Source organism: Streptomyces sp. NPDC054834, assembly GCF_053611185.1.
Genome location: NZ_JBSGZV010000003.1, coordinates 397,761 through 420,691 on the forward strand (window position 1 = coordinate 397,761; position 22,931 = coordinate 420,691).

General features: G+C 70.1%; 21 protein-coding genes and 1 pseudogene. 9 read left to right on the plus strand and 13 right to left on the minus strand.

The window, feature by feature from the left end; translation table 11 throughout:
• Positions 1 to 67: 67 nt before the first annotated feature.
• From ACWGJM_RS06785 to ACWGJM_RS06805, 5 genes are read right to left on the minus strand one after another with little or no spacing between them, the layout of a single operon-like run.
• Positions 68 to 421 (minus strand): DoxX family protein, encoded by a 354-nt coding sequence (locus ACWGJM_RS06785; RefSeq protein WP_453410581.1) that lies wholly within the window; start codon positions 419 to 421, stop codon positions 68 to 70.
• Entirely contained in the window at positions 418 to 2,451 is a 2,034-nt protein-coding gene (locus ACWGJM_RS06790) for an acetoacetate--CoA ligase (protein WP_453410582.1), read from the minus strand. The genes ACWGJM_RS06785 and ACWGJM_RS06790 overlap by 4 nt, the downstream gene beginning before the upstream one ends.
• Entirely contained in the window at positions 2,448 to 4,073 is a 1,626-nt protein-coding gene (mhpA, locus tag ACWGJM_RS06795; RefSeq protein ID WP_453410583.1) for a bifunctional 3-(3-hydroxy-phenyl)propionate/3-hydroxycinnamic acid hydroxylase MhpA, read from the minus strand. The genes ACWGJM_RS06790 and mhpA overlap by 4 nt, the downstream gene beginning before the upstream one ends.
• Positions 4,070 to 5,044: a fumarylacetoacetate hydrolase family protein gene (locus ACWGJM_RS06800; protein ID WP_453410584.1), complete on the minus strand. Its 975-nt coding sequence runs from the start codon at positions 5,042 to 5,044 to the stop codon at positions 4,070 to 4,072. The genes mhpA and ACWGJM_RS06800 overlap by 4 nt, the downstream gene beginning before the upstream one ends.
• Positions 5,041 to 6,186 carry a VOC family protein gene (locus ACWGJM_RS06805; protein ID WP_453410585.1) on the minus strand — a complete coding sequence of 382 codons (1,146 nt, stop codon included), beginning with the start codon at positions 6,184 to 6,186 and terminating at the stop codon, positions 5,041 to 5,043. Before ACWGJM_RS06805 ends, ACWGJM_RS06800 begins: the two co-directional genes overlap by 4 nt.
• A gap of 138 nt (positions 6,187 to 6,324) precedes the next feature.
• On the opposite strand from ACWGJM_RS06805, the gene ACWGJM_RS06810 reads away from it, so the two are divergent.
• Entirely contained in the window at positions 6,325 to 6,960 is a 636-nt protein-coding gene (locus ACWGJM_RS06810; RefSeq protein WP_453410586.1) for a TetR/AcrR family transcriptional regulator, read from the plus strand.
• Here the strand turns inward: ACWGJM_RS06810 and ACWGJM_RS06815 are convergent.
• From ACWGJM_RS06815 to ACWGJM_RS06825, 3 genes are all read right to left on the minus strand, one after another.
• The gene (locus ACWGJM_RS06815; RefSeq protein WP_453410587.1) at positions 6,929 to 7,336 is read right to left on the minus strand and encodes a hypothetical protein; all 408 of its coding nucleotides are present in this window, start codon (positions 7,334 to 7,336) and stop codon (positions 6,929 to 6,931) included. The two genes, ACWGJM_RS06810 and ACWGJM_RS06815, sit on opposite strands and share 32 nt — an antisense overlap.
• A 108-nt stretch (positions 7,337 to 7,444) precedes the next feature.
• Complete coding sequence (locus tag ACWGJM_RS06820) at positions 7,445 to 8,491, minus strand: zinc-binding dehydrogenase (protein WP_453410588.1); 1,047 nt, start codon at positions 8,489 to 8,491, stop codon at positions 7,445 to 7,447.
• A 161-nt stretch (positions 8,492 to 8,652) separates the two neighbouring features.
• A complete protein-coding gene (locus ACWGJM_RS06825; RefSeq protein WP_453410589.1) occupies positions 8,653 to 11,874 on the minus strand; it encodes a bifunctional cytochrome P450/NADPH--P450 reductase in 3,222 nt (1,073 codons plus the stop codon).
• Positions 11,875 to 12,127: 253 nt separating this feature from the next.
• Here ACWGJM_RS06825 and ACWGJM_RS06830 point away from each other — a divergent pair, with 253 nt between their 5' ends.
• Together ACWGJM_RS06830 and ACWGJM_RS06835 are read left to right on the plus strand one after the other, a co-directional pair.
• Complete coding sequence (locus tag ACWGJM_RS06830) at positions 12,128 to 12,760, plus strand: TetR/AcrR family transcriptional regulator (RefSeq protein WP_453410590.1); 633 nt, start codon at positions 12,128 to 12,130, stop codon at positions 12,758 to 12,760.
• Between the two features lie 219 nt (positions 12,761 to 12,979).
• A pseudogene (locus tag ACWGJM_RS06835) lies at positions 12,980 to 13,627 on the plus strand (FUSC family protein); the annotation flags it as partial.
• Here the strand turns inward: ACWGJM_RS06835 and ACWGJM_RS06840 are convergent.
• The 3 genes from ACWGJM_RS06840 to ACWGJM_RS06850 all read right to left on the minus strand — a co-directional run bounded on the left by ACWGJM_RS06840 (position 13,613) and on the right by ACWGJM_RS06850 (position 15,067).
• The gene (locus tag ACWGJM_RS06840; protein WP_453410591.1) at positions 13,613 to 13,942 is read right to left on the minus strand and encodes an NIPSNAP family protein; all 330 of its coding nucleotides are present in this window, start codon (positions 13,940 to 13,942) and stop codon (positions 13,613 to 13,615) included. The pseudogene ACWGJM_RS06835 and the gene ACWGJM_RS06840 sit on opposite strands and share 15 nt — an antisense overlap.
• Before the next feature lie 40 nt (positions 13,943 to 13,982).
• A complete protein-coding gene (locus ACWGJM_RS06845) occupies positions 13,983 to 14,405 on the minus strand; it encodes an SsgA family sporulation/cell division regulator (protein WP_453410592.1) in 423 nt (140 codons plus the stop codon).
• Positions 14,406 to 14,656: 251 nt separating this feature from the next.
• Positions 14,657 to 15,067: a hypothetical protein gene (locus tag ACWGJM_RS06850; protein ID WP_453410593.1), complete on the minus strand. Its 411-nt coding sequence runs from the start codon at positions 15,065 to 15,067 to the stop codon at positions 14,657 to 14,659.
• Positions 15,068 to 15,401: 334 nt separating this feature from the next.
• Here ACWGJM_RS06850 and ACWGJM_RS06855 point away from each other — a divergent pair, with 334 nt between their 5' ends.
• The 3 genes from ACWGJM_RS06855 to ACWGJM_RS06865 are packed head-to-tail and all read left to right on the plus strand — an operon-like array spanning position 15,402 to position 18,172.
• Positions 15,402 to 15,611: a ferredoxin gene (locus tag ACWGJM_RS06855; protein WP_453410594.1), complete on the plus strand. Its 210-nt coding sequence runs from the start codon at positions 15,402 to 15,404 to the stop codon at positions 15,609 to 15,611.
• Positions 15,601 to 16,956 carry an NAD(P)/FAD-dependent oxidoreductase gene (locus ACWGJM_RS06860; protein WP_453410595.1) on the plus strand — a complete coding sequence of 452 codons (1,356 nt, stop codon included), beginning with the start codon at positions 15,601 to 15,603 and terminating at the stop codon, positions 16,954 to 16,956. The genes ACWGJM_RS06855 and ACWGJM_RS06860 overlap by 11 nt, the downstream gene beginning before the upstream one ends.
• A gap of 31 nt (positions 16,957 to 16,987) precedes the next feature.
• Entirely contained in the window at positions 16,988 to 18,172 is a 1,185-nt protein-coding gene (locus ACWGJM_RS06865; RefSeq protein ID WP_453410596.1) for a cytochrome P450, read from the plus strand.
• 114 nt (positions 18,173 to 18,286) lie between these two features.
• On the opposite strand, the gene ACWGJM_RS06870 is transcribed toward ACWGJM_RS06865, so the two are convergent.
• Positions 18,287 to 18,922 (minus strand): TetR/AcrR family transcriptional regulator, encoded by a 636-nt coding sequence (locus ACWGJM_RS06870; RefSeq protein ID WP_453410597.1) that lies wholly within the window; start codon positions 18,920 to 18,922, stop codon positions 18,287 to 18,289.
• A 145-nt stretch (positions 18,923 to 19,067) separates the two neighbouring features.
• Here ACWGJM_RS06870 and ACWGJM_RS06875 point away from each other — a divergent pair, with 145 nt between their 5' ends.
• Positions 19,068 to 21,701, plus strand: a complete 2,634-nt coding sequence (locus ACWGJM_RS06875; protein ID WP_453410598.1) for a SpoIIE family protein phosphatase — start codon at positions 19,068 to 19,070, stop codon at positions 21,699 to 21,701.
• A gap of 74 nt (positions 21,702 to 21,775) precedes the next feature.
• On the opposite strand, the gene ACWGJM_RS06880 is transcribed toward ACWGJM_RS06875, so the two are convergent.
• Positions 21,776 to 22,099, minus strand: coding sequence for a SpoIIE family protein phosphatase (locus ACWGJM_RS06880; protein ID WP_453410599.1), 324 nt, complete (start codon positions 22,097 to 22,099; stop codon positions 21,776 to 21,778).
• Between the two features lie 65 nt (positions 22,100 to 22,164).
• On the opposite strand from ACWGJM_RS06880, the gene ACWGJM_RS06885 reads away from it, so the two are divergent.
• Both ACWGJM_RS06885 and ACWGJM_RS06890 read left to right on the plus strand, forming a co-directional pair.
• Positions 22,165 to 22,473: a hypothetical protein gene (locus ACWGJM_RS06885; protein ID WP_453410600.1), complete on the plus strand. Its 309-nt coding sequence runs from the start codon at positions 22,165 to 22,167 to the stop codon at positions 22,471 to 22,473.
• A 310-nt stretch (positions 22,474 to 22,783) separates the two neighbouring features.
• Positions 22,784 to 22,930, plus strand: a complete 147-nt coding sequence (locus tag ACWGJM_RS06890; protein ID WP_453410601.1) for a hypothetical protein — start codon at positions 22,784 to 22,786, stop codon at positions 22,928 to 22,930.
• The last annotated feature ends 1 nt before the right edge of the window (position 22,931 follow it).

Below are 22,931 nucleotides of genomic sequence, written 5' to 3' on the forward strand. Positions count from 1 at the left end.
CTAACAGGACTCAGGGGCCTCCGCCGCCGGCGCGTATCACAGGGGGACGCTACAGCCCTCGGCCACGTCAGGAGCCGACAGCGGCAAGGAGCACGAGATACCAGGCGACCAGTGGGGCGCACACCATCGCGGGGACGAGTTCGGGCAGCCGGTCTCCCTTGCGCACGTGCGTGGTCACAGCACTGGCGAGCAGCATCAGCAGGCCGAGGCCGGCCAGCTCTCCGAACAGCGGCAGGACCGGGCCGAGGGCCACGCCGATGGCGCCTGCCAGCTCCAGCGCACCGATCACCCGGTAGGAGGCGGTGGTGAAGCCGGCGTGGGCGGCCAGCTCGGGCATGGGACCGAGCGCCATGATCTTGGCTACGCCCAGCAGGGCGAAGATCAGCACGATGAGACAGGCCAGGGCGGCGGAAAGGCTCATGAAGCGTCCTTGACGGTGTGCGGGTTACGCGCCTGGCGGCGGTCGGCTCCCAGGGCGGCGAAGTAGGAGACGAGGTCCGGGTTGTCGACCGCCGAGGGATGGAGGACCTGCTCGGCGGGCGCGCCCTGGAGGAGGCGCTTGACCGGGACCTCGAGTTTCTTGCCGGTCCTGGTGTGCGGAATGGCCGGCACGGCGAGGACCTCGTCGGGGACGTGGCGGGGCGAGGCTCCGGTGCGGATGGCGTCACGGATCTTCTCGCGCAAGGCGTCGTCCAGCGTGACACCGGGCGCGGGAACGATGAACAGGGGCATCCAGTAGCCGCCGTCGGGTTCCTCCGCACCGATGACGAGGGCCTCGGTGATCTCGGGGAGGCGTTCGACGATGTCGTGGATGTCGGCACTGCCCAGGCGCACGCCGTTGCGGTTGAGAGTGGCGTCGGAGCGGCCGTGGACGATCAACGAGCCGTGGGAGGTGAGGGTGATCCAGTCGCCGTGCCGCCACACGCCCGGGTAGGAGCCGAAGTAGGCGTCGCGGTAGCGGCTACCGTCCGGGTCGTTCCAGAAGTACAGCGGCATGGACGGCATGGGACGGGTGACGACCAGTTCGCCGACCTGGTCGACGACCGGCCGTCCCGTGCCGTCGTACGCCGCGAGCGCCACGCCGAGGTTGGGGGCGGACAGCTCGCCCGCCCACACGGGGGTCGTGGGGGCACTGCCGGCGAAGGCGGAGACGATGTCGGTGCCGCCGCTGGTGGAGGCCAGTTGGATGCCTGCGCCGACGTGGTCGCGGACCCAGGGGTAGGCGGAGGCGGGCAGGGCGGAGCCGGTGCAACCAATGGCCCGGATCGCCGAGAGGTCGTGTACGGAGGGTTCGATGCCCACTTTGGCCATGGCCAGCAGGTACTGCGGGCTGGTGCCGAAGACGGTGACCTTGTGGCGGGCCGCCAGCTCCCAGAGGATGTCAGGGCGCGCCACCGGCGCGGGGCTTCCGTCGTAGGTGCAGGTGGTGGCGCCGGTCAGCAGGGTGGAGACGACCAGATTCCACATCATCCAGTGGGTGGTGGTGTACCACAGCAGGCGGTCTCCGACGCTCAGGTCGCAGTGCAGGCCGAGGATCTTGAGGTGCTCCAGCAGGACGCCTCCGTGGCCGTGGACGATGCCCTTGGGCAGGCCGGTGGTGCCGGAGGAGAAGACGATCCACAAGGGGTGGTCGAACGGCACCGGGGTGATGGTGAGGTACTCGGTGCGGGTGGCGGCGTCGGCCCAGGGCACCGTCAGGCCGGTGTGCCGGGTCTCGGGCCATGCGAGGCCCAGGTGGTCCACGAGCACCGTGGCCTTCAGCGTCGGGAGGGCGTCGGCCAGTTCGAGGGAGGCGGCACGGCGGTCGTGCGTGGTGCCGTTGAAGAGGTAGCCGTCCGCCGTGATGAGCACCGTCGGTTCGAGCTGGGCGAAGCGGTCGGCCGCGGCCTTGGGGGCGTAGTCCGGGCCGCACACCGACCACACCGCGCCCAGGCTGGCCGTGGCGAGGAAGGCGATGATCGCGTGAGGGGTGTTGGGAAGATAGCCGACCACCCGGTCGCCCTCTCCGACGCCCAGATCGCGCAGGGTGGCGGCGACGGAGGCGACCTGGGCGCGCAGCTGCCGACCGGTGATCTCGTAGCCGGAGCCGGTCTCGTCCAGCGCGGTGATCGCGGGTGCGTCCGGGTGGAGGTTGCGCAGCGCGTGGTGGGCGTAGTTGAGGGTGGCGCCGGGGAACCAGCGCGCGCCGGGCATGGTCTCCTCGGCCAGCACCCGCTCGTACGGGGTGGTCGAGTCGACGTCGAAGTACTCCCACACCGCGGTCCAGAAACCTTCCAGGTCGGTGACGGACCAGTGGTGCAGGCCGTGGTAGTCGGTGGGGTCCTGGATCCCTTCGGCGCCCTGGTGCCGGGAGGCCCAGCGGGCGAAGTCCGCGATGCGGCTGCCGGCGGCCGCCTTCGGGTCGGGCGGCAGGAACGGTTCCGGATACGGCGTCGGGTGCGGGGTGGTCATGGTGCGGTGCTCCTCGGCAGGGGGACGGGCCGGGCATCGGTGGTACGGCGGGCCGTGTGCAGCAGGGAGGCCCAAGCGGTGGAGTCCGGGAAGGCGCCGGTGCCGACAGGGACGGTGTCCATCACGACGCGGTCGGGCCGCAGCAGAACTGCGTCCTCCCGGCCCCGTACCAGCCAGGCGGCCAGCGTGCCGTCGTCGCCCAGGTCGTCGACATGGAGCGTGGGTGCGTCCAGCGCCGTGGCCACGGCCGTCATCTGCGCGGTGGGCGGCACAGCGGTTACGACGGCGAAGGAGTCTGCGAGGACGTCGTCCAGGCGCACTCGCCTGCCGTCGGCGACCACCCAGGGCTGCGGGCAGAAGGTGCCGGCCAGCCCGCGTCCGATGAGCCCGTTACGGCGTCGTACAAGCGGGCCGGCGGTCAGCGCGGGGCTGAGGTCGCGGCTCACCGCCGCGGTCACGCCGGGGACGCGGCAGGCCACGCCCACGACGGCCCGGCGGAGTGCCGCGCCGCGGTCCTGTCCACCTGTCATGGCCCAGCCGATGGCCACCGCGAGCCGGATCACGTGGCGGGCGTGCGGTTTGCGCTCGCGCTCGTAGGTGTCCAACAGCCCGTCGTCCGCGCCCTGTCGGAGAACGCGGGCGAGCTTCCAGGTGAGGTTTCGGGCGTCGCGCAGGCCCGCGCACAGACCCTGCCCGATGAAGGGAGGCGTGAGGTGGGCGGCGTCGCCCAGCAGGAAGACGCGTCCCTGGCGCCACCGGTCGGCGAGGCGGGCCCGGAAGGTGTACCGCGCCTGCCGGATCACCTCGAAGCCGTCGCCCCAGGAGGTGTCGGAGGGGAGCTCCACCCAGGGAGCGACCAGCTCGCGCAGGCGCTCCCGTCCTTCCGAGCCGTCCAGGGCCTCGTCGTCGTCCAGCCGGAACTCCCAGCGGTAGCGGTCCTCGCCGAGGCGCATGAAGGTGGCGGGCTGGGTGGGGCAGCAGATCTGGTCGACGCCTTCCCAGGTGCGCACCGGGCGGCTGGTGCGTACGTCGATGACCCGCCAGCTCTCTTCGAAGTGCAGGTCCTCCCATACGGCGCCGATGGCGTCGCGGGTGAGGCTGCCCGCGCCGTCGCAGCCGAGGACGGCGTCGGCCCACACGTGCTCCTCGTCGGTGCCGCCCTCCCGTCTGAAGGTCACCCGAACCGGAGCCGTACCGTCGGTGTCCTGGGGGGTGACGGACACGACCTCCACCCCGCCCCACAGCTCACACTCCGGGCGGCGCGCCAGAGCGTCGCGCAGCAGGCGCTCCAGGTCCGGCTGGTCGAACATGCTGGTCTGGGGGAAGCCATGATGCCCGTGCGGGGATCGGGTGAATTGGGCGATCACGCGGTGCCGGGCGTCCAGCAACCGCAGCCCGCGCGCCGGTCGGGCGAGGGCGGCGAACTCTTCGTGGATGCCGACGCTCTGCAAGATCCGGCGCGCCTCGTCGTCCACGACGACGGCGCGTGGCAGGGGGTAGACGTCCCGGTGGCGTTCCAGGACGAGGCTTGGCACTCCGTGCCGGGCCAGCAGGAGTGCGGCCGTGACTCCCACGGGCCCGGCGCCGATGATGACCACCGGTCTCCGGGATGGGGCGCTCACGTCGCGTCCGCCACAGCGGTCCGCTGCTCGCCGAGGTCGATGCGTCCGTCGGGGGTGGCGATCGTGGCGGTGACGAGGTCGCCGTCGCGCAGGTAGCGGGGGTTCTTCGCCTGGCTGTTGAAGAACGCCTTCCACTTCAGCGAGGGCGGCAGCAGGGCTGCGATCTTCTCGACCGGCTTGGGCGGGGCCTTCAGGGCGGTGCCGCCGGGAGTGCCGGTGAGCAGCAGGTCGCCCGGATCGAGGGTCTGGAAGCGGGCGAGCAGGGTGAGTGCCTGCGCCGGTCGTACGATCATGTCGGCGAGGGTGCGGTCCTGGCGGGGTACGCCGTTGACGGACAGCCGCAGCCGCAGGTCGATCAGCCGGGCGAAGTCCTCGGGCTCCAGCAGGGTCAGGTACGGCCCGGTCGGCGTGAAGGTCGGGTAGGACTTGCTCTCGTAGAACTGGGTCTTGGTCAGCTGCACGTCGCGGGCGCTGACGTCGTTGGTGAGGACGAGCCCGGCCACGTACCGCGGCAGGTCCGCCTCCTCGACGAAGGTGCCCACCGGCAGGGGCGCTCCCATGACGAGGCCGAGCTCGACCTCGTAGTCGAGGAACCTCACGTGTGCGGGGCGGACGATCGTCTCGTGCGGGCCGCTGACCGAGCCGGACGCCTTGCGGAAGAAGGTGGGCGGGATGTCGCCGGTGAACCCCGAGTCCTTGGCGTGACTGCGGTAGTTGACCATCTGGGCCACCACACGGCAGGGGGTGGTGACCGGGGGCAGCGCCACCAGGTCGGCGACCGGTGTGCCGCTCTCGCCGGAGGCGGCGGCCTCCCTCACGGCACCCCGGTCGGCGAGCAGCTCGGCGGTGGTGACCGCCTTGGTGTCGATGCGGACGGCGCGCTCGTCCCGGACGACCCACCAGCCTCCCCCACTCTCGTCTTCGCTCGAGCGGGAGGTGCCCCCACGGGTGCGCAGAACGTTGGTGCTCATGAGCTCATCGCTTTCATCAGGCCCAGCAGACGTGCGGGGTCGAGTTCGTTGTCGCCGCGCAGGGCCGTCATGACCTCGCGCAGCTTGGCGGGGGACGGGTTGGTGCCCAGGAAGTCACGGGTGACCGGCGGGCCCCACTGGGCCAGGCCGCTCGCCGACATCGGCGCCCACCCGGGTTCGAGGTCGCAGGAGAACAGGTCGCCGTCGGCGAAGTGCTCCAGCATGAAGCGGTCGGGGTCGCGCCAGTAGTCGAAGAGCTGGCTGCCCTGGATGTGCCGGCCGATCCCCCAGCTGCGCCGGTAGCCGCGCTCGGCCAGGTACTCCCCGCCGGCGGCGATCGCGTCGAGGTCGGTGACCTGGTAGGCGGAGTGGACGTACCCGGTACCGGGCCCGAGGTGCAGGGCGAGGGTGTGGTGGTCCACGGGCGTGCTGCCCTGGTCACAGCGGATGAACGCCATGGTCGGCCCGCGCTCGCGCTGCCCGTCCAGGAACAGGAAGTCGGACACGATCATCCCGAGGGTGTCCAGGTACCAGTCCAGAGTGCGGGCGAACGCCCGCGTCTCCAGCACCACATGGCCCAGGCGCTGGATGCGGGACGGCTCCCGGGGCGGACGCTGCGTGGCGTTCGTACGGCGGGGCTCGGTGCCGGTGTTGAGGATCAGTGGCGGCTGCCCGGGTAGCGCGGGCAGCGGTTCGGCGCAGTGCACCACCCGGACCGGAAGGCCCGACGGATCGAACAGGGCGACCGACCGACCGCCGCCCGGTACGTCGATGTCCCGGACGGTGTGTCCGACGGCGGCGGCCAGCCGGTCCACATCGGCCGGCTCGGCCGCGCGGAACGCCGGCCCGAGGAAGCGGGAGGCACGGCCACGCCGGATGACCATGCAGGGAGAGCCCGCGCACGTGCCGCGCAGCCACAGCTCGCGCTCGGTGCGGTAGGCGGTCGCGAAGCCGAAGTCGTGGGCGAACACCTCGGCCCGGTCGAGGTCCGGCTTCTCGAACTCCAGCCAGGCCAGGTCCGCCACCTTGATCACGGGGTTGCGGGCTCGTCCGGGGTGCTCTCCGCGCAGGGCGCCCTGCTCACTGTGGAGGTCTTGGTGGGGCGTCAGGGGACCGCCCTTGTCAACGGGGATGTGGGACATGGTGTCCTCCAAGCAACACTGCCGTAATGAGGAAATCATCAACTCTGTCGTTTCTCATCGTCAATAGGGGTAGCCCAAATAATTGAGGATCTCATCAGTAATGCCAGTGTCATCGCGCTGGCGGTTACACTGGGCCGCATGCCGACGTCAGCCCCGCCCAAGAACCGCTTCGAGCGGCGCCGCGCCGAGACCCGTCAGGCGCTCGTCCGCGCGGCCCGGCAGATCCTCGCGGAGACCGGGGACACCAGCGCCAGCATCCAGGTCATCGCCGAGCGGGCCGATGTCGGTTTCGGGTCCTTCTACAACCACTTCGAGTCGAAGACAGAGCTCTTCGACGCCGCGGTGACGGACGCCCTGGAGGAGTTCGGGCAGGTCATCGACGTGCGCGTGGAAGGTATCGATGACCCGGCCGAGCTGGTCGCGGCCGGTTTCCGGCTCACCGCCCGGATGGCCGACTCCCACCCGGAACTCCTGCGGATCCTGCGCGACCGCGGGCTGTCCCACATCCACTCGGACAGCGGCCTCTCCCCGCGCGCCCTTCGCGACCTGGAGGTCGGCATCGCCTCGGGGCGCTTCACCTGCGACAACGCGACCACCGCCCTGTCCGCCCTGGGCGGCACCCTGCTGTCCCTCGTGGCCCTCAGGCTGGACCGCCCGGACCTCGACGGCGACGAGGCCGCCTCCGACCTGGCCGAGATGGTCCTGCGCATGCTCGGCGTCCCCCCGGACGACGCCCGTGAGGTCACCCGGCGCCCGCTGCCCGACCCCGCCTGACAACGTCCTGCACCTGGAGCGCAGCCGCCTGAGGTGCCACACCGGCGGCGACAAGGAACGCGGTGGCCGCGGCCTCACCCGTGGGGTCCGACCACGTGCACGCGGCGTTCTCCCCGGCGAGGGCCGCCATCAGTGCCGCCAGCGCCTGGGCGAGGAGGGGTGCTGGAAGGTGGTCCACGAAGACGCCTTCGCGCTGACCACGTCGTGGGGTCTCGACGGCCTCTTCGCGGGCCGGTGCCAGGGCGACGCGGATCGCATCCACTCCCAGGTGGCGCCGCCCCAAGGCGATGAGCAGGTACTGGTCGCCTACCGCCCATGCTGCCAGCACCATCCGCGCCATCGCCTCGATCGGGTCGGCAGCCGGGGGACGGTGCATGGTGCTGTCTCTCCACGGTTGCCGGAAAGCCGTGGGCGCCGGTGCTCCCTCACGCACCGGCGCCCACTCACCCCTGCCCGAGGTGGCTTTGATGTCCCGCTGGACGTGTCAAGGGACGAGAATGAGGCGGATCGGGTCGCCGATCTTGTTCTCCAGACGGCTGACCGCGTCCGCCGCGTCGATGAGGGGGATGTGGTCCGTGATGGAGGGGGCCAGGTCGAGGCGGCCTGCCGCGGTCAGCCGCACGAGCTCGGAGACGGACTCGGGGCTACCGCCGTAGTGACCGCGGACCTGCTTGCACAGGTAGTTGAAGGTCAGGCCCTCGGTGATGGTGAGCGGCCTGGGCGTGATGCCCACCAGGATGAGGGAACCGCCCAGGCCGAGCACGGAGGCGGCCTGCTCGCGGACGGCGGGCACGCCGGCGCAGTCGAAGGCGAAGTCCAGGCCCCGTCCGTCGGTGGCGGCGCGGACCTGGTCGGCGAAGTCGGGGACAGCCGGGTCCAGGGCGTAGTCCGCGCCGAAGGACAGGGCGCGCTCGCGGGCGCTGGGCAGCGGGTCCACGGCGATGATCGGTGCGGCGCCGACCAGGCGGGCGAGGCGTACGTTGTGCGCGCCGACTCCGCCCACGCCCCAGACGCCGACGGACTGGGCGGGACGGACGCCCGCGGTGGTGACGACGGCGGCGTAGGGGGTGGAGACCGCGTCGGGGATGATCGCGGCCTGGTCGAAGGGGAGGCTGTCGGGGATGGGGATGAGGGTGTCCTCGCGGGCGATCACATACTCCGCCCAGCCGCCGTCGTAGTCGATGCCGGCAGTGAGCATCTGGGTGCAGGGGCGGCGGCGCACGCATCCCGCGCACTTACCGCAGGTCTTGCCGGCCTCCAGGGTGACACGGGTGCCGACGGGCAGGCCGCGCTTGAGGTCGGGGCCGAGTGTGTGGACCACGCCGGAGACCTCGTGGCCGACGGTGACCGTGTCGGAGGTGGCGAACAGCGGGACGAGGGAGCCGTCGATCAGATGGACGTCCGAGAGGCAGACGCCCGCGGCCTTCACCTCGATGAGGACCTCGCCCGGGCCGGGTACGGGGATGGGGACCTCTTCCACGGCGAACTTCTTGCTGTCCAGGTGGAAGCGTCCGGCGAGCATGGTGTCCATGAGGGTCTGCTTTCTGTGAGCGGCACTCCCGGCGGTTCGGGCCGATGGGCGCCGTGTGGTCTCTGGTGGGCTTGTGGTGGCCGGCAGGCGTGCGGAGTGGCAGGACCGGGCCGCACGCCTCCCGGCGTCGGGGGGTCGCACGCCTCGGCGGCATGCGACGGTCAGGCGAAGACGTCCTGCTGGTAGCGCTCGTCGGCCTCGAGCTGAGCGAGCCACTGCTGGGCGGTCTCGTCGTCGTAGCCGGTCCGCTGGCGGTAGATGGCGGCCAGGGCCTCGCGGACGGCGGGTGCCATACGGCGGCCGTCACCGCAGACGTAGATGTACGCGCCGTCTTCGATGGCCTGCCACACCGTGTCGGCGGCGCCTGCGATGGCGTTCTGCACGAACCGGGCCGGATGGCCGGCCACCGCGGAGAAGGCGGTGTGGATCCGCGCGATCCCGGCCTGCTCCCAGTCCTGCATCTCCGGGCGGTAGAAGTAGTCGTGCTCGGGGTGGCGGCAGCCGACGAAGACCTGCGACAGGCCGACCTGCGTGCCGTTGGCGTGCTGCCAGGCGCGCTCCTCCAGGAAGCCGCGCAGCGGCGCGATGCCGGTGCCGGGGCCGATGAGGATCAGCGGAGTGGCGGGGTCGGCGGGCGGGGCGAACGTCGGGGAGGGGACGCGTACGTAGCCGTACACGACGTCTCCGGTCTCCAGGCCCGCGATGTAGGAGGAGCAGGTGCCGCGGTACTGGCCGTCGCCGGACAGGGCCGGTCCCTCCAGCAGGCCGACGGTCAGGCGCACGTGGCGCGGGTTGGCCGACGGGGCGGAGGAGATGGAGTAGAACCGGGGACGGATCGGGCCCATCATCTCCAGGAAGACCGCCAGCGGCAGTTCGACCGCCGGGAAGCGCTCCAGCAGGCCCAGTACCGAGACCCGCTTGCCCAGGATCTCCTTCTGGTAGTGCTCTTCGGCCTCCTCTGTGTCGGCGGTGTAGGCCTGGAGCTGCGGCCGGGTCCAGGGGCACTGGGTGTACTCGGCCAGGGTCTGGATCTGGGAGCGGGTGGCTACGTCCTGCAGTTCCAGGAACTCGGTGAGCAGGATGCCGGCGGTGACGGGGACGCCGACCGGCAGGTGGGTGCGGCCGCCTGCGGGCTGGTCGAGCCGGAGCACCTGGTCGTACGCGACGCCGACCCGCGTAAGCGCGCGGTCCACCAAGGCGAGTTCGTTCTTGGCGAAGACGGCCAGGTGGTTGCCGGTGTCGTAGGTGACGCCCTCGGGCAGCTCGAAGGTGATGGACTTCGCCGACGGGCGCGGCGGCTCGATGCTGAAGTCCCACAGGCCGGTCGCGTCGGCCACGAGCTCCTCGTTGGCCACCACCGTGAGCGCGTAGGCCTGCTCGGAGACGATGGCGGGGCGTACATCGGCCTCGGTGAGCATCTGGACCTGGTAGCGCGGGCCGCTCGCCTCGGAGGTGTCGGCGGCGTACTCCTCGGCCAGGGTGGCCCACAGGGTGTCCATCCAGCGGGTGGCCATGCCGTCGAAGTCACCGGCGGCGTCCGCGATGCCGCGCTCGACGACCGGTGTGGCACCGGCGGCCAGCAGGCCCTCCTCGATCCGCTTGGGGAAGGCCTGGAAGGTGGCCACCCACTGGGTGTTGCCGGCACCCAGCAGCGCGAACCGCACGTTCGACAGCGAGCCCTCGGGCAGTCCGGCGGCGAGCAGGTCGTCGAATCGCTGGGCGTTGTCGGGGGCCTTGCCGTTGTAGCTGGCGGCGGCGACGACGAGCAGGCCCTCGGTGGGCAGGTTGTCGCCCAGGTCGTCCAGGCTCACCAGCGTGGTCCCGAAGCCGGAGCGCTCGCCGCGGTCGGCGATGGTACGCGCCAGGTCCTCGCAGGAGCCGAGGCTGGAGCCGTAGGCGACGGTGAGGTTGACGCCGACGCCGCTGACCGCTGTCTGCGCCTGCGTGTCGCCGGCCTGTAGGTCGGCGGCACCGAAGACGGTCCGCTGGTGCTCCTGACGCTTGCGGACGACCAGCTGGAAGTCGCCGGGCTTGCGCGTCAGCGCCTCACGGACGTCCATCTTGTAGTCGGTGGTGTCGGAGAACCTGAACTTCTGCAGCACCAGCGCGAGCGCCAGGCGGGCCTCGGTGAGCGCGAACTGGCGGCCGATGCAGGCACGCACACCGTTGCCGAACGGCTTGTAGGCGTGCGGGTGCTGTTCCGCACGGTTCTCCGGCAGCCACCGGTCGATGTCGAACTCCTCCGGCCGCTCCCACGCCTTGGAGTGGGAGTGCAGGGCGCCCATGAGGATGTTGGCCCTGGTTCCCTTCTTCAGCTCGTACCGGTCGCCGATGACGGTGTCGTCGATGGGCGCCTTGGCGATCAGCGGGATGGGAGCCCACAGGCGCAGGGTCTCCTCCAGGATCCGCGGGATCACGTCGAGCTGCATGACCGTGTCGTAGTCCGGGACCGTGTCCCCGGGCAGCAGGCGGTCCACCTCGGCATACGCCTGAGACAGCACGTGCGGGTTGCGCATCAGCGAGTACGTGGCGAACGACAACAGGCCACTGGTGGTCTCGTGACCGGCGATCAGGAAGGTCACCACCTGGTCGCGGACGTTGTCGTCCGCCAGCAGCTTGCCGGTCTCCGGGTCGGTGGCCTCCAGCATCAGGCCGAGCAGGTCCTCCTCGCCGGTGCCCTTGCCCTCACGGCGCTCCTTGATCACGCTCTCGACCAGGTCGCGCATCAGCTGGATGTTCTCGCGGTACTTCCTGTCGTCCGCCTTGCGGAGCTTGGTCATCATCGGCAGCTCCTGGGAGCGCCGCATCGACTCGATCAGCGCCTCCAGCAGTGCGTTGAGGAAGGGGTGCAGCTCCTCCTTGTCGAAGGACCGGAAGCGGTAGCCGAAACCGGACAGGGCGATGGTGTCCAGGGTGAGCCGGGTGTAGTCGTCGGTGATGGCGACCGGCTGACCCTCCCGGCGCTCCCACTTGCCGACCAGGTTCTGGGCGATCTCCAGCATCTGACCGAAGTAGGTCTTCATGGCCCGCTGGCTGAAGGCCGGCAGGAGGATCCGGTGGGCCATGGCCCATTCCTCTTCGTGCTGGTGGGCCGTGAACAGTCCCGCCCCTGTGTAGTCCCGCACGTGGCTCAGCGGCGTCTTCTCGATCTGCTTGAAGAACCGCGTCTCGTCGCAGACCTCGGCCACCAGGTCGGGGTCGTAGACGAAGACCTGCTCGATGCCGGCGATGTCCATGCCGTAGATGCCCTCGGGGAACTGCTTGGACAGCTCGTTGAAGTACTCCACCGGGTTGGTGTCGGGGATCTGCGGCGTGTGGCCGAGCAGGGGGATCCCGCGCGGGGACCGGATGGGGCGAAGGTCGTTCGCGGAGTGCGTGGTCATGACTGCTCCTCTGCGTGGAGGGGGTGGAGGGGATGGGCAAGGGCGCGTTGCGCTGGTCAATGCCATGGCGCCGCACAGAAACATACGCCGTATGGAATTGGTACCGTACGCCGTATGGAAACCTGGTGCAACCCCCGACCGCAGGAGCGACCGCCGCGGGCGAGGCTCTTTCCATACAACGTACGAAACTGGTACCGTACGGGGTATGGAAAAAAAGGTGAGGCGTCCCCCCCGGGGCACGAGGAAGAGAGACGTGCCTCTGACCGAGGCCGGCATCTATGCCGCCGCCCTGCGGCTCATCGATGAGGACGGGGTCGAGGCGCTCACCATGCGCAAGCTCGCCACCGTGCTCGATGCGAACCCGATGTCGCTGTACCACCATGTGCCGAACAAGGAAGCCGTGCTGCGCGGCGTGGCGAGAATGGTCGGCGCCCAGTTCCGCACCGTGACGCTTCAGGACGCTCCCTGGCAGGAGCGCATGCGCCTGCTCGCCACGGACTTCCGGACCCTGGCGCACCGTCACCCCGAGCTGATGGTCTACTCGTTCAGTCACCAGCCGGACTTCATCCAGCCCGACGACCCGTTCTGGACCGCGCTCACCGCGATCGTGGCCGCTGCCGGGGTGTCGCAGCCGGAGGTCCCGGAGATCGCCGCTCTCATGGTCGCCGTCGTCATCGGTGTCCTCAGCGCCGAACTCAACGGCTCGCTCCAGCAGTGGGCGAGCCTCAAGCCCCCCGGTGCGGCTGCCGGCGCGGACGAGGTCACGGACGTAGACCGTGCAGGCCTTGATCAGGACCACATGTTCCGGCTGGTGATCGACACGCTCATCACGGGCCTGGAGGGCCGGCTCGCCGCCGGTCGTAACGGCCAGGGTGCCGGCCGCTGAATCCGTGGTCCGACGGCGTTGCGGCCTGGGCACGTCCATGGCCGGGCGAGTCCAGGCCGTGATGCGCCGTGACGCACAAGGAGCACCCCATCCCCTCCGGAGCGTCCTGCGCCCCGGTTTCCCGCCTGCTGCTCCCAAGCGCACGGGTCGCGGTCGGCTGCGCCCTGGCCGGATCGTCCTCACTGGCGCTGGGCGCCGCGCCGGCCGCCGTACCGGGCCGCGGTCGCCGCCGCCTCGGTCTTCCAGTCCAACCTGGCCCTCACCTGGACACGCGCCTTCGACCGGGTCTTCGGCAGCTTCGTCGGCCTCGCGTTGTTCGCCGCCCTGCTGCCGGTCATCCGTACCGGAGGATCACTCGCCCTCGTACTGGCCGTCCTGTTCTTCCAGGCCGCCACCAAAGCGACGATCAGCCGCGGTTACCGGCTCGGGCAGGTCTGCGTCGTCCAGATGTCGCTGCTGACACCCCAGTTCGCGCATGAGCCGCCCGTCGGCGAGTTGCTGAGGGGCCGGGCCCTCGATACCCTCACCGGCTGCACGCTGGGACTGCTCGTCGCCGTCCTGATCACCGACCGCCGCGCCGCGGACCGCGTCGAGACCGCCCTGGCGGCGGTGAACGCCTCACGGGCGGCCATGTCACGGTTGACGGACCCGACGTCCAGCCCCGAACTCGCCGATCTCGCTCATGCCCGTTGCCATCTGGCGAGCGCCTTGGCCGAGTTGCGCCAAGCCGCCGAAGTGGCCTCCGGCGAATGGGGGCGATGCGCTCTTCCCGAAGAGCGCATCGCCGTCGCCGAGCATGAGAGCCGCCGGACGCTGGCCCTCCTGGCCGCGTCACTCGTCGCAGATCGACCGTCAGCGCAAGGGTGAGTCCACGGTGGGCGTCAGCAGGGTCTCGTCGAGGCCGACGATCTGGCTGATGTCGAAGCCCTCCATGTCCGCGCGGAATTCAGGACTCGACAGGTACACCTCCAGCCGCTCCTGCACGTCGTCGGCATCCCTGTAGGAAACGAGGGCGTACAGCCGGGGAGTCTCGCTTCCGGGCGCCGCGGGCACCGTCCACACGCCGTGCGTGGTGATCCGGTGCTTGGCCATACCGGGAATGTGCTGGGCCCAGATCTTCTCGTAGGCGGAGAGCGCTTCGGGGCTGCGCAGGGTGTAGACGCGAAGCTGGTACTGGGACATGACACTGGTTCCTTTTCTTCTGATCATGGATGGTCGGCGGTCAGCCTCGGGAGAGGAGCTGCGCCAGTTCGGCATCCCAGTCGATGTGCCCGGACTCGGTACCTCGTGGCACCAGAGCCTCCGTGTCCTGAAGGAAGGACGTGATGTCCCGCACGGGGACCTCGAGCAAGGCGGTGCCTGCGGGAGACGCGAGGACGATGTACATCGACTGGTCACCACGACCCACGGCCGACCAGATCCGGACGTCCGCGCAGCCTGCGGAACCCTTCAGGCCGTCAGCCAGAAGATCCCGCCCCAGCACCCATTCGACCGGCTCGTCACAGTCGACGAGGAAGACGGCATGGACGACATAGGGATCGGTGGGCTCATACCGCAGACGTACGCACAGGGGCACTGAGCAGTCGTGCGAGACGACCAGCTGCACGGCTACCCGCCGCTCCACGGTCTTCAAGGACTTCTTCATCGACTTCCGCTCCCAGGCGTGGCTCAGCGGTGCCCCATGTCCCGCCTGTGGCAAAGAGGCAGCACGGGGGGAGGCGGTACAGCAGGGCGCGGGCGCGGGACGGCACCGGCGCACCGCACGATGAGTGGCGCTGCACTCACTCAACCGGCGGTCGGGGACGCCGATCCCCGGCCGCCGGGCGCGTCCCTGCCGCCGGCAGGGACCGGACCGAGGGGAACGGCCCGGGCCCACGGCCTCGACCGGTACTCGTCTCACCGGTCGTCGCTCAGGTCGTGGTGGTCCCTGCCCCGGCCGTCGCGCTCGAAGCGGTTCCCGTCGTGCCGGTAGGACCTGTCGGACTTCCAGCCGTGTCCCTCGCCCTCCCAGCGGTAGAAGTGCCCATCGCGGTAGAAGAGACCCTCGCAGTCGTGCCGGGTCGAATCGGTGACGCGGTGGTCCTGGTGCCAGCCACGGACCTCGTCGCAGGAGTAGCCGCGCTCGAGCAGGAAGCCGACACCGTGGTCCCAGCTGTAATCAGCGACCTCGCCCCTGACAGTCGGGCGCTCGATGTGCGCGGACGCGGGGGGCGCGGCCGAAGCGGTGCCCCCGGCACCGAGAACGGTGACGCCCGCGACCGCCACAGAGGAAACAGTGAGGGCGATGCGCTTGGTGAGCTTCTTCATGAACTTTCCTTCCCGATTGGCGTGATCTGCGCCAACGGCGATCTGGTCAGGCGACGGGTGCTGCCTGGCGTGGTCCGGCGACCATTTCCATACGACGTATGGAACCGTTCCCACCATTATTACCATACGACGTATGGAAACGGCGACGTGACGAAGCCGACCGGGATGACCAGCACCTACGAGGTTCGACAAAACCGCTGCCCACAGGCGAGTTGGTCACCGCCTTGCCGCCGGTGCGCCGGGGTTGCCCGTCCTGCGGCCGCGACGTGCGGGCGCGTGGTTCCCGGCCCATGCTGGAAACGAGGGGGGTGAGACAACGGAGGATGTGGTGAGGATGCGGACCGTTGTCGACCTCACGCGCTGCCAGGGCTACGCGCAGTGCGTGTTCCTCGCGCCGGAGGTGTTCGAGCTGCATGGCGAGGAGGGCCTGTTGTACGCCACGGCCGTCCCCGACGACCAGGTGGAACGCGTACGGCAGGCCGCAGCGGCCTGCCCGGTCCAGGCCATCCTCCTCGGGGATGAGGTGAGCACTGGTGCCCGGTGACCTCAAGGACGGCCGTATCGTCATCGTCGGCGCGTCTCTGGCCGGGCTCAGGGCCGCGGAGGCGCTGCGCGAGGAGGGCTTCATCGGCTCACTGACCGTGGTCGGGGACGAGCCGCACGCGCCCTACGACCGGCCGCCGCTGTCCAAGCAGGTGCTGCTGGGTCAGGCGACGGCGGACACCACCGAGCTGCCGATGCGCCGCGACCCCGAGGCCGAGTGGCGGCTGGGCGTCCGCGCCACCGGTGTGGACCTGCTCGCCAAACGAGTGCTGCTGGAAGACGGCGAGGCGCTGCCGTACGACCGGCTGCTGATCGCCACCGGCACCCGGGCGCGGCCCTGGCCCAACCCTGAGGAAGCCGCCCTGGACGGGGTGTTCACCCTGCGCACGCGCGAGGACGGGAAAGGGCTGGCCGAGCGGCTGGCCGCCGGGCCGGAGCGGGTGCTGGTGATCGGCGGCGGATTCACCGGCTCGGAGATCGCTTCCGCCTGCCGGGAACTGGGGCTTGAGGTCACGGTCGCCGAACGCGGCCCCGCGCCCCTGGTGGGCGCGCTCGGCGGCACCCTGTCGAAGCTCGCGGCCGTCATGCAGCGCAACCACGGCGTGGACCTGCGCACCGGGGTGACGGTCACCGCCCTGAACGGCAACGGAGCCTTCACCGGCGCGGAACTGTCCGACGGCGGCCGCGTCGAGGCGGACGTCTGCGTCGTGGCACTGGGCGCGGTCCGCAACGTCGAGTGGCTGGCGGACTCCGGGCTGGCGGCGGGCCCGCGTGGGATCGCCTGCGACGCCGGGTGCCGCGCCTTCAACATGTACGGGATCGTCACCGACGACGTCTTCGTGGCCGGCGACGTCTCCCGCTTCCCTCACCCGCTGTTCGGCTACCAGATGCTCTCTCTCGAGCACTGGGGCAACGCGGTCGAACAGGCCGAGGTGGCGGCCCACAACATGGTCAACCCCGGTCCGTTGCAGCGCCCGCACCTGGCCATCCCGACGTTCTGGTCGACCCAGTTCGGACTCAACATCAAATCGGTCGGCGTGCCCACCTACTCCGACCACATCGTCATCGCCCAGGGCTCCCTGGAGGCGCGCCGTCTGGCGATGGTCTACGGCTACCAGGGGCGGGTCACCGCCGCGGTCACCGTCGACATGGCCAAGTCGCTGGACTACTACCGGCGCCTGATCGAGACGGCGGCTCCGTTCCCGCCCCCGCCGGGCGCGCAGGACCGGGCGATCGCGGCCGACATACCGATCCCCTCCCTCGTACCGGATCCCTCGGGGCTGTCGCACGGCCCGACCGTCGCGCTCACCGGCCACCTTCCCGACCGCCGGCTGACGGTGGTGTAGCCCGCGTCCCGCCCGACCACGAGGAGCCGTCATGGACTCCGCCACCTTGCTGGCACGCATCACCGACTACGCCAGCCGCCCCAACCCCTATCCGCTGTACGCGGAACTCCGCGGGGCCGGTCCCGTGGTGCGGCAGGCAGACGGCAGCTACCTGATCGGTACCTACCACGAGATCGCCGCCCTGCTCCACGACCCGAGGATGAGTGTTGACCCCCGCAGCCGCGGCGAAGTGACACACAAGCCGCCGTTCCTGCGGCTCGACGACCCCGAACACCACAGACTGCGCACCCTGGCCATGCGGCCGTTCGGCCCGCCGCACAGCCCGGGCCGGGTCGACGCCATGCGCGGCGAGATCGACCGGATCACCAAGGAACTGATGGAGCCCTTCCAGGCGGGTCGGCAGATCGACGTCGTCGACGATGTCGCCTACCCGCTGCCCGTCACGGTGATCTGCCGACTGCTCGGCATACCGCGCGAGGACGAGCCGCTGTTCCGTGCCTGGTCCGACGCTCTGGTCGCAGCCGCCGACGTCAGGCCCGAAGCGGACACCACCGAGACGGACAAGGCGGGCGACCAGGCGCGCATCGAAATGGGCGGATACCTGGTGAACCTCGCCGAGCAGCGCCGTGGCCGACCGGGCGACGACATGCTTTCCGCCTTCGTCAACGAGCCGGACCCCGCGCTGCGGCTCACCCAGGAGGAACTCGCGGAAACCGCCGTGCTGCTCCTCATCGCGGGACACGAGACCACGGTCAACCTGATCGCCAACGGGGTCCTCACCCTGCTGCGCCGGCCCGAGCACCTCGACCAGCTGCGCCGCGACCCCGACCTGCTGCCCCGAGCGGTGGAGGAACTGCTGCGTTACGAGCCCCCGGTCCACATGCGCGAACGTGTCCCGCGCGCCGACATCGAGATCGCCGGCACCCGGATCCCCGAAGGCACCTCCGTCGTCCTGGTGCTGGCCTCGGGCAACCGCGACCCCATGCGGTTCCACGAGCCCGACCGGTTCGACCCCACCCGCCCGGACAACGAGCACCTCGGCTTCGGCAGCGGCATCCACCTCTGTTACGGCGCCCCCCTCGCCCGCATCGAAGCCCAGGCCGCACTGGGCGCACTGCTCCCCCACCTCGGCACCGCACGCCTGGTCCAGGACCCGCCGCCCTACCGGCAGAACGCCATGCTCCGCGGGCCGCGCCACCTGCCCATCCAACTCTGAGGACGGTGGTGGCAGACAGCACGCAAGAGAGGCCATCCACCCCGGCACCTTGCGCAGGCCGCGGGAACCAGTGCGCAGTCGGCGCCGGTCGGCCGGTGCGCGACAGGGTCCTCTTCAGGCGGCAGCGGGAAGGGGCTGCCGGGCGAGGTCGCGGGCCTCACCCCGGGAGAGGCCGAGCATGTGCAGCAGCATCTCGGTCATGGTGCCTGCGGCCTGGTCGCCGTCGACTTCGGGCTTGTTGAACCCCAACTCCAGGAGCGCCAGCAGACTGCCGTTCAGCGCGGTCAGGGCGATGACCGGGTCGACCACGGTGAAGCGGCCCCGGGCCATGCCCTGCTCCACATCGCGCTTCGCGCGCGGAGCCAGTCCATGGCCGGCACATATGCGACCGAGCTCGCTGTGGCACAGGATCCGTATGATCTCCGGGTGTGACTCGGCCATGTATGTGCTGAGCCGCAGGCCTCCAGCGAGACGCTCGGCGGGATCATCGACACCGTGCAGGCGTTCTTCGACGGCTTGGGCGTACTCCTCCAGCGCATCGGCCACGGCCGCGTCGAACAGGTCCGGCTTGCACGCGAAGTGGTTGTAGAAAGACCCGAAACCCACGTCCGCGCGCTCCGCGATGGCACGGATGCTCGCGCTCGTATCGCCGGACTCGGCCAGGATCTGCCGCGCGGCGCGGACGAGTGCCTGGCGGGTCTCGGCACGCCGGCGTTCGAATCGGTTTCTGCGTGAAGCTGGCATCGGCATGCCCCATGAACAAGAGCAGCAGTTCTGATGAATTCATCATTGCACTGGCCGGCCTTGACTGTCCACCCCTGGACGCCCTCGACGAGTCAGTAACCACGCGGGGCATCACAGGCGTGGCGATGCGGACCACGCCCCTGTGTAGCTCATGCCTGATGGTTCGATCAATCTTGGCGGTCTTGACGATTATGCGATCGTCGTTGATGCTTTCATCAGAAATTGGGACAAAGCGGCCTCGATCTGCGAGGTGCCGCGCTGGTGGCCGCTCAATCGCTCGGCCGTCGCGCTCTTGCTCCGCACCCCCACGGAAGGAATCCCAAGGATGAACACAGACCACACGCCACTCACCGAGCCCGTAAGCCCCCTTGAGATACCCGACGCAGCGATAGCGATGATCGATACGCACGGCACGTTGGTGGGGTGGACGCAGGCCGCCCAGCAGCTTGTCGGGTACTCCGCTGAGGAGGTGGTGGGCCACTCCGCCGCTCATGTTCTGGCGACCCCTGAGGACGAGGACGCCCTGAGCGCTTCAGTGTTCGCCGAGCGGTGCCGTGCACAGGGTGGCTGGTCCGGCACCGTGACGGTCCGCCACCGCAACGGCCACACGCTCCAAATGACGCTATGGGTCTCGTTGCTGTGGGGACAGGGCGCCGACACCCGGTGGCTGGTATCCGTGACCGACATAGGCACCCTCTCCTCGGGAGCGACCAACGGACCAGTGCGGGAGTCGCTCCTTGCCCACGCACCGATCGGCATCGTCGTCTACGACCCGCAACTGCGCTGCACCTGGGTGAACGACGCCATGGAGCGCCACGACGGCATTCCTGGGGACCGACGGTTCGGACGCCGTCTGAAGGACTCGGCGCCCGCCGTCGAGGCCGAAGCACTCGAGGTGGTGATGCGGCAGGTGCTGGAGAGTGGCACCACCATGGTCCACGAGTACCGGGCGTGGTCGACGGCGGACACGCACCGGGAACACGCGTTCTCGGCCTCGTTCTTCTGCCTCCAGGACGCGAGCGGCCAGGCGATGGGGTTGTGCTCCATGAGCGTGGACGTCACCGGCAACCGGCGGGCCCGGGAGCGCCTGGCCATCCTCAGCGAAGCCAGCACGCGCATCGGCAGCACCCTCGACTTCATGCAGACCGGTCAGGAACTGGCCGACCTCGCCGTGCCCCTGCTGGCCGACATCGCCGTCGTCGACCTGGTGGAGTCGGTTCCGTTCGGACTCGAGCCCTCCGCACGGATCAGCACGGCCAGCGGCCGCCGCCCTGTGTTGCGCCGTGCCGGGGTGTCCTCCATCGACCTGAACGTCCTGGAATTGCCGGCGGTGCGCGAAGAGGTGATCCACGCACCCCCGACCTCGTCATTCGCCGCCGCCCTGCGCACGGGCAGCTCTCACCTGGAACCCGTGCTGGACACCCATGCCGGCCCATGGGTCGACCACGATCCCACGCGGGCACGGAAGGTCCGCGACAGCGGGATCCACTCGTTGATGGTCGTACCCATCCGTGCGCGGCGTTGCGTGCTGGGATTGGCGCTGTTCGGCCGCTCCAAGGAACTGACGCCGTTCCAGGACGACGACCTCCTCCTCGCCGAGGAACTCGTCACCCGGGCCGCGCTCAGCCTGGACAACGCTCTGCAGTACGCCCGCCAACGCACCGCGGCCCTCACACTCCAACGCGACCTGCTCCCGCACCGGGTGCGAGGCGGCGCCGCCGTCGAGGTGGCTTCGCGCTACGTGCCGGCTGACATGGACCACGGCGTGGGGGGCGACTGGTTCGATGTGATCGAGCTGTCCGGCGCCCGGGTGGGCCTGGTCGTCGGCGATGTGGTCGGGCACGGCATCAGCGCCGCGGCGACGATGGGCCGGCTGCGCACCGCCGTGCGCACGCTCGCGGACCTGGACCTGCCGCCCGACGAACTGCTGACGCACCTCGATGACACGGTCCGGCGGCTGAACGAGGACGATGTCGACGACCCGGACCAGGTCCCCATGGTGGTGGGCGCCACCTGTCTGTACGCCGTCTACGATCCGGTCACCCGGCGGTGCACGATGGCGCGGGCCGGGCACCCCCCGCCCGCGATCATCGACCCGCAGGGCCGTGTCACCTTCCCCGACATGTCCGCTGGATCCCCGCTCGGCCTCGGGCTGGTTCCCTTCGAGTCCGTGGAGCTGGAACTGCCCGAGGGAAGTCTGCTCGCGTTCTACACCGACGGCTTGGTCGAGTCCCGCGACGACGACATCGACGTCGGCCTGAACCGCCTGGGCGCCGTCCTGGCACAGTCCGGCCGGTCCTTGGAAGAGCTGTGCTCCGAGGCGATCGACGCCCTGCCGGCCCAGGCACACTCCGACGACGTCACCTTGCTCCTTGCGCGAACCCGCGCACTCCAACCGGCCCGGGTCGCGTCCTGGGACCTGCCGAACGATCCGACCGCCGTGCGCACCGCCCGGCATCTGGCTGCCTGTCAGCTCAGCGAATGGAGGATGGAGCACCTCATGACCAACGTGGAGCTGATCGTCAGTGAACTGGTCACCAACGCCGTGCGTTACGGCGGCGGGCTGATCCGCCTACGGCTCATCCAGCACCAGGTTTTGACGTGCGAAGTCTCCGACGGCAACAACAGCCACCCACGCCCCCGCCAACCCCAGGTCCTCGACGAGAACGGCCGCGGTCTTTTCCTCGTCGCTCAGCTGTCCCGCAGGTGGGGCTCGCGCTCCGCGATGAACGGCAAGGTCGTCTGGGCCGAACAGGACCTGCCCTCCACAGCCGTTGCGGTGTGACGCGCTGCCGACCGGGCGGCCGACGGCCGCAACCGCCTTCTGCCTGGGGGATGCGCGAGGACACCCCACAACGGTCAGCCCGTCGTGGAGGGGATAGATCCGTCGGCATGGGACATGCGGTGCGGATGGCGCGAGGGGGTGCGTTCGATGATCAGGAAAGCGGCTTCGTCAGTGAGTCGCTCGCCGGTGTGCGCGAGCAGGTCGCGGTGAATGCGGTGCAGCAGGACGTCGGGGCTTGAGGCGGGGAAAGAGGCGACCCGTTCGGCGAGCGGGTAGAACGCTCCGGCCGGTGAGCGGGCTTCGATCACGCCGTAGGTGCAGAGCAGCAGCATGCCGCCCGTTTCCAAGGTGAACCGGTCGGTGCGGTCGTGCCGTACGCAAGGAGCACACGTGCCCAACGGGGTGCCGCCCGACGGGAGTTCAGGACGGTCACCTGGCCACCACGGACCAGCAGAGGCGGCGGATGGCCGCAGTTGAGCTTTTCAGCCTGCGGGCCCTGATGCCCCAGTACCTGTTCCGGCGGAGCGAGGGCGTCATCGGCATCCTCGGCCGGCTCATCACCGACGCAGCCCAGGAAGCCAAGGACAGCGGGCGGGAGACGCTGGACGAGACCTTGCTCGACGAGATCATGATCGGCAGAGAGGACCGCCCCGCCGACGGCGTCGCAGACGAGACTGAACGCGCTGTCCCTCAGTCGCGCACCGAACGGTGTCCGGGTCGAAGCACCGTCTTCGACGACCTCGGTCCCAGGCCGGAGACGGCAACAGGATGAGCACGCCTCCCGACGAAGGCGCTCGCCGACCGCGGCCGGCCTCCGTCCGGAGTTCGCGCAGTTCTGCGGCGAACCGGAGGCGCCGTCTGCGGCTGGAGTCTCGATGCCGTGCCCGTGACCTGCGGGACCGCCATTGATCAGGGTGGCGGAGGCGGCTGCCCATTCAATTCCGGGGCCGCTGAACTCGGTGGTGCACGGCGGTCGCACAGCCTCTGGCGCCGGCCTCCCGGACGTACGGCGTCCGGGTGGGCGCACCTTGGCAGCGCGGCCGCCCACCATCCGCAACCAACCGATTTCAGGAGACGCGCTCATGAGCGAGAGCGAGCAGACCCCGCCGTACCCGGCCGCGGGTGCCGGGGTGTTCGACGTCGACCCGGACCAGGCCGGCGTCAGCCAGGACCCGAACCACGAAGTGACCTCCGACATCGACGCCCTCGACGAAGACTGGGAGCTGTGAC